Origin of the sequence: Nocardia terrae, from assembly GCF_009760405.1 — a bacterium.
Taxonomy (GTDB): Bacteria; Actinomycetota; Actinomycetes; order Mycobacteriales; family Mycobacteriaceae; genus Nocardia; species Nocardia terrae.
Genome location: NZ_WRPP01000005.1, coordinates 238,240 through 250,804, shown reverse-complemented (window position 1 = coordinate 250,804; position 12,565 = coordinate 238,240). Strand labels below are relative to the sequence as shown.

Below are 12,565 nucleotides of genomic sequence, written 5' to 3'. Positions count from 1 at the left end.
CGCAAGCGACTGGACGTGCGATAGATTCCCTCCGGACTGCTCGGACCGGCGTCGGAAGGAATTCGAGCGTGGGGAACTCTGGCGCGGGGGACGGTGCCGGGAAACTGCGGATCCTCGTCGACAACGGCGAGTACCGCTTACGCAATCGCGGCGACATCGCCATGATGGCGATGACCGTCGAGCGTCTGCGGGAACACTGGCCGCAGGCCCGCATCGGCATGCTCACCGATGAACCACACGTCCTGCGTGGCGTCCTGCCGAGCGCCGAACCGGTGGTCGCGCACAGCGGCGGGCACTGGGGCAGAGGCGGACTCGCGGGCCTGCTCGACGAACAGGCCGGCATCCACCTGCTCGGCCCGGCCGCCCTGCGCTGGCGCTCGGCGACCGAGACACCGAAGCACTACCTGCGCGATGTGAAGAACCGGGCGCGCCGCAAGCCCGCCGTCGCACCCGACCTGCCGCCGGTGCCCGCCGCGCTCACCGAAGCGGACCTGGTGATCGCGCTGGGCGGCGGCTACCTGACCGATGTCGCGGGCCACCAGGCGCACCGCACGCTCAACCTGCTCGAAGCCGCCCAGCGCCACGGCATTCCGAATGTGCTGCTCGGCCAGGGCCTGGGCCCCATGCGCGACGCCCACCTGCTGCGCCGCGCCGCCGAGGTGCTGCCCGGCACCGACCTCATCGCCGTGCGCGAGGGCCTGCGCGGACCTCGCCTGCTGGCCGACCTCGGCGTGCCCGCGGACAAGATCATGATCACCGGCGACGACGCCGTCGAATTCGCCTACCGGCTGCGCCGCCCCGGCATCGGCACCGATCTGGGCCTGTGCCTGCGCATTTCGGACTACGACAAGGTGAGCGACTCGGCCCGCGACACCCTCGGCGCGGTCGTGCGCCGCGAGGCCGCCGCCCTGGACAGCGCCCTGGCCCCGCTCATCGTCTCCGAATACGACGACGACCGCCGCCACACCCTGCCCCTGCTGGCCGGCGCGACCCGCACCCGGCCCGCCATCGGCTGCACCGGTACCGCCCAGGATGTCGCGCGTCAGGTCTCGCGCTGCCGGGTAGTGGTGACCAGCGCCTACCACCTCGCGGTTTTCGCGCTCTCCCAGGGCATTCCGGCCGTGGCTGTAACGGCCTCGCAGTACTACGACGACAAGTTCTATGGGCTGGCCGACATGTTCGACGCCGACTCCGAGACAGCCGGATTGCGGATCGTCCACCTCGACATGGACAACCTCGATGCCGAATTGACACGTGCCATTCGGCTGTTGTGGGAGTCCGCGCCCGAGGTGCGGGATACCCTGCAGCAGAGGGCAGTTGAGCAGATCGACGCCGGCCGCGCGGGTCTGGATCGGGTGTACGGGCTGGTGTCGGGAGGTGATGGCCTGCCCGGTGAACCAGCCGAATCACTTCAGGGGGAACGATGAAGAACCTCTCGGTGTGCGTCCCGGCCCACAATGCCGGGCCCGCCTTGGAGACAACGCTCCGCTCGATCCTGGCCCAGGACACCGATGCCGAGGTGGTGGTGCTCGACAATGTCAGCACCGACGACACCGCCGCCATCGCCGCGTCCTTCGACGACCAGCGACTGCATGTGCATCGCAATGACGAAACCCTGCCCATCGGCGAGACCTGGAACAAAGCGGTCTCACTGACCAGCGGCCGCTTCGTGAAGGTGGTCCGAGCCGGCGACCTCCTGCTCCCCGGCGCACTCGACCGCCAGCTGGAAGTCATGGGCGACAACGGCATTGCCCTGTGCTCGTCCAGATTCCAGGTCATCGACGAGTCCGGCGCCGTCGAGGCGACCGACCGCGGGCTGCCCCACCTGCTGGGCCGCCGCGCCGTCCGCGCCCTGATGCGCACCATCGTGCAACGCGGCCCCGCCGACTTCGGCCCCACCGCCGCGGCGATGTTCCGCCGCCAGGACTTCGACCGCGTCGGCGGCTTCCGCGGCGAGCTGGATGTCCTGATGGCGGTGGACCTCTACGCCCGCGTCTGCGCCTTCGGCGACTTCCACGGCATGCCCGAAACCCTCGCAGGCTGGCGCACTTCCGGCGTCGAACAACCCGACGACACCTCCCCGGTCAGCAAACTCACCGAAACCCTCCGCTTCCACCACCGCCTCGGCGCGGAATACCCCCAATACGTCAGCCGCGCCGCGGTCCTCGGCGGCGACTGGCGCCTGGCCCGCGCCGCCGCCCACCACGTCCGAGTCCGCACCCTCGCCACCGCCCTCCGCCGCACCGAACAGCTCCACTGAGCAACGGCAAGAACAATCGCCGCGCAGGATTTCCGAGACCGTCGACATCGACCTGTCAACCTCGGGCCCGCTCCGCCGTTGGCGCTGCTTCCACACGGCCCTCGAATCCGGCCCCCGGGAATGCTGGATTTCGGTATCGGCGTCGCTTACGGCACGGTCTTCGCGGGCAATATCGGTGCGGAGAATCGCTACGAGTACACGGTGATCGGGGATGCCGTGAACCAGTCCGCCCGGTTGCCCTCCGAGGCCGTTCCGCCCCAACGCTTCTCGCGATTCCGGTGTAGCGGGTCCGGGTGGCTGTCCCCACCCGGACCCGGCACCTCAGTTCGTGGACAGCGGGCCGTACGCGACCACGGTGTCACCCGAGCCGCTCACCAGCCGCACGAACGGCCGGATGGTGGTGGTGCCCAGGACGCCGGTGACGGTCCCGTGGAAGCCCGCGATGCTGATGCAGCCTCCCGCACCGGACACGTCGCCGCCGGCGACGTCCACCGACTGGATACCGGGACCGAAACCGACATCGAGCTGCACGCCCAGCGTCGGAATCAGGTTGAAGACATCGGCTTTGGCGTCGGTGCCGAGTTCCAGCTCCAGGCCCGGAGTCTGGTACTGGAAGGAGATCTTGCCCGAGAGCGTGGCCGGATAGCCCACCTGGTAGCCCATGGTGATGTGGCCGGTCCACGGATCGCCCGCCGGCAGGTCCACCTTGAAGCAGGCCTTGCCGTTGTGGAACCACTCGCGGGTGAGCGGATTGCCGTCCAGCGGCGGCACCCAGTCGATGCGGGTATCGGCCGAGATGGCCTCGACCGTGCGGCCTTGCTGGTCGACAATGGAGTTGGTGGCATCCACCGCGGCGGCACCGGTGCCCCCGCTCAGTGCAAGTCCGATGGTGCCGGCGACCGCCACGGTGGCGGTACGAGAGAGCGCAGTCGTGTTGTTGCGCATGATTATTCCCATTCCCTCATCAGGTCTAACGGCGTTGAGCGTACGCGTGCGTGATGATTCCCCAGAACACTGGAACGTGGGTGAACGTCCCCCTAGGCCGAAGATCAGCCCCCAGCTAGAAATATTAAGGCATTCATAGTGTTTCGGGCACGTCGATCACCCACCTTCCCTCGAGTTCGGGCCACCGTTCGGAAACCTCCGGCAGCAGATCGGGCAGTGTCAACAGCACCCGATCCGGCTGCGCGGCAAGCAGTTCCGCCGGAGACATGATCGGGATGTCGGTACCGGGCATGCGACGGCCCTGCTTGCCCGGCGAAGCATCCGCCACACCGGCCAGCAGACCGCGATGCAGGCCCGCGAGATGGAACAGCGCCACCGCGCGCGAGGCCGCGCCGTACGCGTAAACGACACGGCCGGAGGCGGATTCGGATTCCACCCACCGCCGCAAGGCCCCGGCCTGCCGGTCCGCCTCCTGCTGCAGCCCTCGCACCACGGCCGGATCCGCCACCGCGGCCTCCTGGGCGCAGACCCGGGCGATCCACGGATCGGCCTCGGCCGGCGCGTGCACCGCCGCCACCAGCACCGACCCGCCGTAGAGCGAGAACTCCCACGCCGTCACCGCGACCATCCCCGCCGACCGCAGCAACTTCTGCAGCGCCGCCATCGAGTAGTACGCGAAATGCCCGTGCCGCAACGCATTCCACTGCCCCTGCCGCACGATGGTGTGCAGCGAATGGAACTGCAGCAGCAGCACTCCGCCCGGCGCGGTGGCCGCCGCCCGCTGCGCGAACGCCACCCGCTGATGAGGTTCGTGCATGATCCCGAAGCAGTCGATCACCACATCCGCGGGCCCGCCGGTCAGCACGTAATCGCGCTCGGTCAGCAACGGTAGCCAGCTCCCGCCGTGCGGGCTGCCGAACTCCCGCACCGTGCCGCCGCCGGGCAGCCAGCCACCCGCGGCCACCCGCGACACCGCGTCGACGGCCTGATCCCGCAGCGCCTGCGGCTCCACGCCCCGCGGTTCCGCGGTGACCGTATCGTCCTCGGCCAGCTGCGCCAGCCCGCACATGGCACACAGGTCCATGGCCAGTGGATGGGTGGCCTCGGATCCGGTATCCACCGACGTCATACTCGGAAAGTGGTCCGCCGCAGGCATTTTCCCGAGATCCAGCACCCGCACCAGCGGCCCGAGCCCGCAGCCGCGACACCCGTACAGCGGTTCGCCGCTCATGGCACGATGACCCGGTGCGCATCGAATCGACCGACCTCGCCGACGTCCTGCTGCTGACCCCGGATCCCTTCCGTGACGACCGCGGCCTGTTCACCAGAACCTTCGACGCCGAAGAATTCGATACGCACCTGGGCAAACCAGGCATCGCGTCGGGCTTCGTCCAGGACTCGCAATCCCGGTCCGTGCGCGGCGTCATTCGCGGCATGCACGGCCGCTCCGGCCGCGGCGAGGCCAAGCTCGTCCGCTGTGCCCACGGGGCGGTCCACGACGTCCTGGTCGACATCCGCCCCGGCTCGGAGACCTTCGGCCGGCAGCAGGCATTCCTGCTGGACGACACCGACTTCCGCCACCTGTACGTCCCGCCGGGGTTCCTGCACGGCTTCCAGGCGCTGACCGAGGTGGCCGACGTCTGCTACCGCATCGACCGACCGCACGACCCGGCCGAGGACCTGGGCGTGGCCTACCACGACCCGGACCTGGCCATCGCCTGGCCGCAGCCGGTGACGGTGGTGTCGCCGCGCGACGCGGCCGCGGGCTCCTGGCGTGAGCTCCTCGATCACCTCACACCCCGGTCCTGATCCGGCGCAGTTCGTCGTCGAGCACACCCGCGGCCTTGAGCGACTTCAGGTGTGCCAGACGGGTGAACCGCTCGAAGAACGCCTCCGAGGTCAGCCCGCGCGCGGTGTACTCCCGGTACAGCTCGGCCGCGCCGTCGGGAATGCTCCACTGCCCCTCGAAGCCGAGTTCCTTTCGGGCATAACCGAAATCGACCCGGTAGGACCGCGGATCCGCCCCGCTCTCGCCGGTGATGACCAGCGTGGATCCCGGGACCACGTCGACCACCGCCCGCGCGATCTCCGCGACGGTCAGATTATTGGCCTCGGTGCCGACGTTGTAGGCCCGGCAGTGAATGGCCTCGATCGGCGCTTCCAGGCACACGGCGAACGCCTGCGCGATGTCCTGCGCGTGCACCAGCGGCCGCCACGGCGTGCCGTCGGAGAGCACCTTCACCTCGCCGGTGAGCACCGCGTACCCGACGAGATTGTTGAGCACGATGTCCGCGCGCAGCCGCGGCGAGAAGCCGAACGCGGTGGCATTGCGCAGGAAGACCGGCGAGAAGCCGGAATCGGCGATGGCGGCCACATCGTCCTCGACGCGCACCTTGGATTCGGCGTACGGCGTCAACGGCCGCAGCGGCGCGTCCTCGGCCACCAGACCGTCCCCGGCCGCCCCGTACACCGAACATGTGGAGGCGTAGAGGAACCGGCGCACCCCGGCCTCTTTCGCGAGCCGGGCCAGCCGCACCGAGGCGTGATGGTTGATGTCGTAGGTGATCTGCGGAGCCAGCGCGCCCAGCGGGTCATTGGACAGCGCCGCCAGATGCACCACCGCGTCGAACCCGGCCAGCTGCTCGACCGTCACATCGCGCAGATCCACACTGAGCGTCGGCGGCGCGGGCGGCGCCTCGCCCAGCACGCATTCGGCGAAATACCCGCTGTCCAGACCGGTCACGTCGTGACCGGCCGCCTGTAGCGCCGGCACCATGACGGTCCCCAGATAGCCCTGATGTCCGGTGACGAGAACGCGCATGACTATGCACCTCCGAAAGTGATGGTGGCCTTGTCGAGCAGGAACGCCTCGGCGTGGCGGGCGCGGCACTGCACCCCGCGCAGCCGGGACAGGGCCAGGAAGGACTGTTCGTCGTACCAGTCCCGATTACGTTGCGAGGGATAATGTTTCATCAACAGCTCGGCCTTGCGCTCCGCGCGATCGGCGAGCAATGGCACGAACACCGTCGGCTGCGGCGTATCGTTCTCCCACTTGAGGATCTCGTAGCCGAGGATCAGGTGATCGCGAAACTCGGTGGGCGCCAGCTCGGCCAGCAGCCGGTGATCCTGGTGGGCATCGTGCCGCTGCGGCGCGAACACCACCTGGGCAGAGCCACCCCGGGCCAGCGCGGCCACCGCATCCTTGGCCCGCTCCCAGTGCGCGGGCGTCCGCCCATCCGGGATGTCCAGAATCGTCAGATCCAAATCCGCACCGGGACAGAAGGCTTCGAGCGCACGCTGCTCCTCGGTTTCCCTTTCGGTCCCCGCCCCGGTGAGGATCAACGCCCGAACCCGCAGCCCCGGCCTGGCTTCGCACAACGTCAGCAACGTGCCCCCCATCCCGATGGCCAGGTCATCGCAATGGGCGGCCAGCAACGCGATCTCGGAGACCGCGCCGGTGTCGAGTCGAATCATGCGGAGCGCGACTCCCACACGGCCCACGGGCGGTCGCCCTTCTGATACCCGGAATCGAGCTCGGCGCGCTCCTTGAAGGTGTCGGCGGGCTTCCAGAAGCCGTGATGCTGATAGCCGAACAGCTTGCCCTGCTCGGCGAGCGCACCGCACGCGTCGTCCACCAGATCCGCGCCGGGTGTCAGGTGCTCGAAGATCTCCTGGGTCAGCACGAAGTACCCGCCGTTGAGCCAGATGGGCAGTTTCGTCGCGGGAGTGATGTTCTTGACCTCCCCGGCCGAGTTCACGTCCACGCAGTGGAACGAGGAGTTCGGCGGCACGATCATCATCGACGCCGCGGCGCCGGAAGCCTGGACCTTCTCGATCATCTCGTCCAGCGGGGCGTCGGTGAGCACGTCGGAGTAGTTGGCCAGGAAGTAGCGCTCACCTTCTAGGTGCCCGCGCACCCGGCGCAGCCGCTCACCGATGGGCGACTCCACCCCGGTGTCGACGAAGGTGATGGTCCAGTCGCTGATATCGGACTGCAGCAGTTCGACCTTGCCGCCGTGGATGACGAAGTCGTTGGACACCGACTCCTGGTAGGTGAGGAAGAAGTTCTTGATGTGCGCCGCGCCGTAACCCAGGCACAGCACGAAGTCCTTGTGCCCGTAGTGGGCGTAGTAGCGCATGACGTGCCAGATGAGCGGGCGCGGGCCCACCATCTGCATGGGTTTGGGGATGGCATCGCCGGTGTCGTTGCGCATCCTCATGCCGTAGCCGCCGCAGAACAGTACGACCTTCACTTCGCTTGCCTTTCCGTGAGGCTGGGTGCGGCGGCATCGTCGAACGTCGCATGATGGAGATGGGGGAGCGGGTACACGATTTCCCCGCCCCATTCGGTGACATGGCGCAGCTGCGAGGTGATCTCGCGCTCCAGGTTCCAGGGCAGCACCAGCACCACGTCCGGACGATCGGCGTCGATCTGCTCGGCCCCGTATATCGGAATCCGGGTGCCCGGCGTGAACCGTCCGTGCTTGTAAGGGTTTCGGTCCACGGTGTACTCGAGCAGGTCGGTGCGAATACCGCAGTAGTTGAGCAGGGTGTTGCCCTTGCCGGGCGCCCCATAGCCCACGACCCGCTTCCCGGATGCCTTGGCCTCCAAGAGGAATCGCAGCAGATCCTGCCGGACCCGCTCGGTGTCCGGTCGCAGTTCGAGGTATCCGGCGACGTCGTGCAGCCCCGCGTCGGCCTCGAGCCGCAACACCTCGGCGACCCGTTCGGTCGGTGTCCCCACACCCTGCGGCCGCGCCCAGACCCGAAGCGAACCGCCATGTGTGCCAATCAATTCGCAGTCCACGACCTCGAGCCCGGCCGTCGCCAGCGCCCGCTGGGCCGAGAGCAGCGTGTAGTACTGGAAGTGCTCGTGATAGATCGTGTCGAACTGCGCCAGCGCCACCAGATTCAGTGCGTGGTGCACCTCGATGGACAGCCAGCCGTCATCGGCCATGAGCGCCCGCAGCGAGCGGGTGAACCCCAGCAGATCGGGGATGTGGGCGTAAACATTGTTGGCCACCACCAGATTCGCGGGCCGATGCTCGGCGCGCACGCGCGCCGCCAGCTCCTCGTCGAGGAAGGCGGTTTCGGTCGGGACGCCCCGGTCCCGCGCTGCCGCACCGACATTCACCGAGGGCTCGATGCCCAGGCACGGGATTCCGGCGGCGACCGCGTGCTGCAACAGGTAGCCGTCGTTGCTCGCCACCTCGACTACGAAGCTTTCGTTGCTCAGATTTAACCGAGTGATTGCTTGGTCCACAAAGAGTTTTGCATGGCGAACCCAGCTGTCCGAAAAAGACGAAAAGTAAGCATATTCCGTGAAAGTCTCTTCCGGAGTGATGAGCGCCGGAATCTGCAGCAACAAGCAGTTCTCACAGAGCCGCAGATGCAGTGGATATGTCGGTTCGGGCAGGTCCAGCTCGTCGGCCGGCAGAAACTTCTCGCAGGGCGGTGTGGCACCTAGATCGAGAATGCTGATCAAACTCTTGGAGTCGCAAAGACGACATTGCACGAAAATTCCCCACCTTTCGCCGAGCCAGGGCTGCCCGCGCAGCACCGGATGACCTGAGGTCGGCCCGGTCCGGCCTTACGTTACAACAGCTTTCCGTGGTGCCACCGGGCTGAGCAGGTGACGGATGGTGCCAAAAACAACTGGATTTCTGCGACTCGCAGAACCGGGCGCTCGGTCGGCAAACTTTCGAGCCTTGCACGCCAAGGCTTTCCATCAGCTCACACGGTGTATCGTGCGTAGTTCAACCTGCGACTTTGCGAATAGGGGAAATTAGGGGAGGGGTGCGGGCTCCCAGTCGTCTTCAAACCTGTTACTTTCTGGAAACGTTGCGCCGGTGTGCGTTTGAAGGTCTGCGTCGCCCGGGGTGTGTAACATTCGGCTTCTGGTCGCCGAACTACTCGACGGCCACATCGGTTGTTCATGGTCCGGAAAGCCCTTGGGAAGCCGGCGTCAGCCTGTTCGCGGCACCGATCAGTGGGGATCGGAACCGAGTTCTCCCGTGGGGGAGGTGCGTTCGTTTCATGAGTTACGAGATTTCAGCCGGTCGCGCCGTGCGTGCCCACCGGCCTCCGCGCCCCGAGCCGCGCTCGGATCGTGAACGCTGGCAAGCGGATTACGCTCGTCGGCTATTTGTCAGCGACTTATTCGTGCTGGTGTTAATCGTCGGATTTGCCCAATTGATTCGTTTCGGCGGCGCGGGCATCGAACCGCCGCTGACCGCCAAGCTACCCCTCGAAGTCGGCTATTTCATGGTGTCGACGGTGCTGGTGCTGGCCTGGTCGGCCATGCTGACCCTCGGCGGAACCCGGTCGCCGCGCGTAATCGGCAGTGGCACAGATGAATACAGATGCGTGGTCTCGGCTTCGCTGAAGCTCTTCGGCGGGATAGCCATCCTGTCGCTACTGCTCCGCATAGACATCGCCCGCGGTTATCTGGCCATCGCCCTCCCACTCGGCATGCTCGGACTGATGGCCGAACGCCGAGCCTGGCGTCACTGGGTGGCCAAACGCCGCGCCCAAGGCGACTACCGCACCGCCATGCTGGTGGTCGGCAGCCCCGAAGCCGCCCGCGCCATGGTGGCGGCGTTCTCCCGCGACACCGACTCCGGCTATCAGGTCATCGGCGTCTGCACCCGCGACGAGGGCACCCTTGCCGACCGCGTCCTCGAAGTCGGCTGCCACGAAATCCCGGTACTCGCAAGCGATCACGACGTCATCGACGCCGTCCGCCGCACCGGCGCCGACACCGTGGCCGTCACCGCCACCGACAACCTCGGCCCCGCCGACTTCCGCCGCATGGCATGGGAACTCGACGAGCTGGGCGCCGAACTCATCGTCACCCCCGGCCTGGTCGACATCGCAGGCACCCGCCTGACCCACCGAGTGGTCGCCGACATGCCGATGTTGCACGTCGAAAAGCCCCAATACGACCGCGCGAAATCGATCCGCAAGGACGTCTTCGACTTCTGCTTCGCCTCCGCTGCCCTCCTCGCGATAGCCCCCTCCCTCCTCCTCATCGCCGCCGCCGTCAAACTCACCAGCCGCGGCCCGGTCTTCTACCTCTCCGAACGCATCGGCCGCGACGGCCACCCGTTCCGAATGATCAAGTTCCGCAGCATGTACGCCGACGCCACCCCCCACCTCGACGCCCTCCTCGAATCCAACGGCGCCCTCTTCATCGACGCCCCCACCGACCCCCGAATCACCCCCATCGGCAGAGTGATCCGCAAATACTCCCTCGACGACCTGCCCCAATTCCTCAACGTCCTCCGCGGCGAAATGAGCATCGTCGGCCCCCGCCCCCAACACCAACGAGAGGTCGACTCCTACGACGGCGTCATGCGCCGCCGCCTCCTGGTGAAACCCGGCCTAACCGGCCTGTGGCAGATAAGCGGACGCACCGCTCTGACTCCGGAAGACGCCCTCCGACTGGACCTTTCGTACGTCGAGAACTGGTCGATGGTCCTGGACGTCCTGCTGATCGCCAAGACCATCGGCACCGCGACCCGCCACTAGTGTCCTGCGACGCATTGGCTGCCGACCTCGGAAGTCAGACGAGAGATCCGGGCGGGGAGGGTGTTTTGGGTCTTTTATCTTTGGTCTTTGTCTCGAGAAGGTGATCCGTGCAGTCCGTGGGCCGGTAGGCGAGGTGACGGCTCCCAACCCGGCGTCAGCCCAAGTCCGGTAGGGCAGGCGAGGCGACCACACTTCAGGTACCTCCGATCGATGCGCAATCCCGATGCCAGTTCATGCACCCTGGAAGTCTTCCCCCGGGTTACCTGGCCTCGAGCATCTGAATCACATGTTGTGCCGAGCCCGCCGAGCACCACGATGTGCGCGCCGTTGCGCAGGTGTGGTGTAGACGTGCAGCACCTCGGTCAACTCGTTGACCGCGTCCCCGGGATCGTAGAACGATTCCGGTGCAGGAGCGTCGGGCACTCCGGCAGCGGTGACCGGCGGCACGAACTCGGTGGGAAACAGGAACTTCACGCCTTCGGGTTCGGTCGTGACCGATTCACCAGTGGGCGTGACCCATTCGACCTCCCGCCCCGGGCGGTGAATAACCTGCCACTGGTTGCGGTGATTCTCGGCATGGGTCTTTAGCCGATGATGCCGACGACACCGCGCACCGAGATTGTCTTCGGTGGTAGGACCCCCGCTGGCCGGGTCGGCGTGGTCGAACCGATCTTGGTGATCGAGGTCAGCGGCAGCGGCAGGAATGTGGCACCCCGGCGCACGGCAGGTCCCATCGAGCGCCCGCACGCGCGCAGCGACCCGAGCTCCCGGCCGATACCGCAATTCCCTTTCCGCAGTGAAGGTTTCGGCGGCCGTCGCGGCGATGTCAGTGCCGTTGGTGTCGGTGGCGGGTTGGCTGTCGATGAGGTGGAAGCGGGCGTGGCGGGCCACCTGCCGGGCGAGGTCGGCATCGATCGCGCCGAGCCCGGCGAGCAGGGCCGGGTTGTCCCGCAGGCCGGCGAGGGTTTCGGCGGAGACACCGACGTGGACGAGGGCCTTGCGGGCCACCGGCATCGAATCCGGGGATTCGGTGCAGGGGCAGTCGGGGTGTCCGCACTGGCACACCAAACGCCCGGTGCCATCGGCCAGGGCGACCAAGGCGTCGGCGCGACGCTGGGCGGTGGTGCGGGGATCGTGGCGGCATACCTGGCTGGAAGCCATTTCCCGCAGGCGTTCATACAACGCTTGTCCGCCCGGAGCAGGCAGGACAGCGTCCAAGACGGCGGTGCCGTTGTCGGCGGCGGTGATATTGACGTAGCGGTCGGCTTCGGCGGTCTTGCGGCGCAACGCTTGTCCCTCAGGGTCGACCTCGAGCAGCCAGCGGCGGGCGGTGTGGCGAACGCGAGCCGGGGCGTGATTCTCGGCGTAGGCGGCGATCTTGGGTTCCAGGTCCGCGCGCACCTCGTCCGGGACGTTGATCAGGGTCTGGCTGATCGCTCGTGCCTGGGCCAGATCGATGCGCCCCGCTGCGAAGGCTTCACGGGTGGCCGGGCAACGGTTGTTCAAATCCAGACCGAGGTTGATGAGCAGATCCACCGAGCGCTGCGACATCTTGAGGGCGATCCCGATCTCGGTGGCGGCGTCCTCCCCAGCGTGCAAGTAGGCGACACCGAGATCGAGCTGTTCCTCGCGGCGCAGGGTATACAGCGCGGTCATCAACGCGACCTGCCTGGCTTCCATGGCAGCTATTTCCGAGTGCACGACACGCAGCTCCTCGATCACCGCGTATGCGGCGAAGAGGTCAGCTGCGGTTTCGGTCATACATTCGATCATAGTTTCGAATCTCGCGACACGAAAGCATGATCGAACCAACACGCCTGGAAAACTATT

11 protein-coding genes and 1 pseudogene are annotated in these 12,565 nt (G+C 67.0%); 5 read left to right on the top strand and 7 right to left on the bottom strand.

The features are described 5' to 3' along the window. The first annotated feature begins 68 nt into the window (after window positions 1–68). From GPX89_RS25185 to GPX89_RS25175, 3 genes and pseudogenes are all read left to right on the top strand, one after another. A complete protein-coding gene (locus tag GPX89_RS25185) occupies window positions 69–1,427 on the top strand; it encodes a polysaccharide pyruvyl transferase family protein (protein ID WP_328602300.1) in 1,359 nt (452 codons plus the stop codon). Beyond that, window positions 1,424–2,260, top strand: coding sequence for a glycosyltransferase family 2 protein (locus GPX89_RS25180; RefSeq protein WP_157390143.1), 837 nt, complete (start codon window positions 1,424–1,426; stop codon window positions 2,258–2,260). Before GPX89_RS25185 ends, GPX89_RS25180 begins: the two co-directional genes overlap by 4 nt. 123 nt (window positions 2,261–2,383) lie before the next feature. Then, window positions 2,384–2,551 (top strand): annotated as a pseudogene (locus GPX89_RS25175) (adenylate/guanylate cyclase domain-containing protein); the annotation flags it as partial. Between the two features lie 30 nt (window positions 2,552–2,581). On the opposite strand, the gene GPX89_RS25170 reads toward GPX89_RS25175, so the two are convergent. Next, window positions 2,582–3,205, bottom strand: a complete 624-nt coding sequence (locus GPX89_RS25170) for an MspA family porin (RefSeq protein ID WP_235947989.1) — start codon at window positions 3,203–3,205, stop codon at window positions 2,582–2,584. Window positions 3,206–3,338: 133 nt separating this feature from the next. Beyond that, entirely contained in the window at window positions 3,339–4,421 is a 1,083-nt protein-coding gene (locus GPX89_RS25165) for a methyltransferase domain-containing protein (protein WP_235948158.1), read from the bottom strand. A gap of 29 nt (window positions 4,422–4,450) precedes the next feature. Here GPX89_RS25165 and rfbC point away from each other — a divergent pair, with 29 nt between their 5' ends. Then, window positions 4,451–5,014, top strand: coding sequence for a dTDP-4-dehydrorhamnose 3,5-epimerase (gene rfbC / locus GPX89_RS25160; RefSeq protein WP_328602299.1), 564 nt, complete (start codon window positions 4,451–4,453; stop codon window positions 5,012–5,014). Here the strand turns inward: rfbC and GPX89_RS25155 are convergent. Genes GPX89_RS25155 through GPX89_RS25140 form a run of 4 tightly spaced genes read right to left on the bottom strand, consistent with a single transcriptional unit; the run spans window position 4,998 to window position 8,720 of the window. Beyond that, window positions 4,998–6,026: an NAD-dependent epimerase/dehydratase family protein gene (locus GPX89_RS25155; protein WP_157390140.1), complete on the bottom strand. Its 1,029-nt coding sequence runs from the start codon at window positions 6,024–6,026 to the stop codon at window positions 4,998–5,000. The two genes, rfbC and GPX89_RS25155, sit on opposite strands and share 17 nt — an antisense overlap. A 2-nt stretch (window positions 6,027–6,028) precedes the next feature. Continuing rightward, the gene (locus GPX89_RS25150) at window positions 6,029–6,679 is read right to left on the bottom strand and encodes a PIG-L deacetylase family protein (protein WP_157390139.1); all 651 of its coding nucleotides are present in this window, start codon (window positions 6,677–6,679) and stop codon (window positions 6,029–6,031) included. Further along, entirely contained in the window at window positions 6,676–7,458 is a 783-nt protein-coding gene (locus GPX89_RS25145; RefSeq protein ID WP_328602298.1) for a sugar phosphate nucleotidyltransferase, read from the bottom strand. Before GPX89_RS25145 ends, GPX89_RS25150 begins: the two co-directional genes overlap by 4 nt. Next, window positions 7,455–8,720, bottom strand: a complete 1,266-nt coding sequence (locus tag GPX89_RS25140; RefSeq protein WP_328602376.1) for a class I SAM-dependent methyltransferase — start codon at window positions 8,718–8,720, stop codon at window positions 7,455–7,457. Before GPX89_RS25140 ends, GPX89_RS25145 begins: the two co-directional genes overlap by 4 nt. Window positions 8,721–9,367: 647 nt before the next feature. On the opposite strand from GPX89_RS25140, the gene GPX89_RS25135 reads away from it, so the two are divergent. Then, a complete protein-coding gene (locus tag GPX89_RS25135) occupies window positions 9,368–10,735 on the top strand; it encodes a sugar transferase (RefSeq protein ID WP_328602297.1) in 1,368 nt (455 codons plus the stop codon). Window positions 10,736–11,017: 282 nt separating this feature from the next. Here GPX89_RS25135 and GPX89_RS25130 read toward each other — a convergent pair whose 3' ends face one another. Beyond that, window positions 11,018–12,496, bottom strand: coding sequence for an HNH endonuclease signature motif containing protein (locus tag GPX89_RS25130; protein WP_157390137.1), 1,479 nt, complete (start codon window positions 12,494–12,496; stop codon window positions 11,018–11,020). Between the last annotated feature and the right edge of the window lie 69 nt (window positions 12,497–12,565).

What these genes read in the sequence shown, in the direction of transcription:
- GPX89_RS25180 (WP_157390143.1), top strand. Translation starts at nt 1,424, where the DNA reads ATGAAGAACCTCTCGGTGTGCGTCCCGGCCCACAATGCCGGGCCCGCC.
- GPX89_RS25170 (WP_235947989.1), bottom strand. Translation starts at nt 3,205, where the DNA reads ATGCGCAACAACACGACTGCGCTCTCTCGTACCGCCACCGTGGCGGTC.
- GPX89_RS25155 (WP_157390140.1), bottom strand. Translation starts at nt 6,026, where the DNA reads ATGCGCGTTCTCGTCACCGGACATCAGGGCTATCTGGGGACCGTCATG.
- GPX89_RS25150 (WP_157390139.1), bottom strand. Translation starts at nt 6,679, where the DNA reads ATGATTCGACTCGACACCGGCGCGGTCTCCGAGATCGCGTTGCTGGCC.
- GPX89_RS25130 (WP_157390137.1), bottom strand. Translation starts at nt 12,496, where the DNA reads ATGACCGAAACCGCAGCTGACCTCTTCGCCGCATACGCGGTGATCGAG.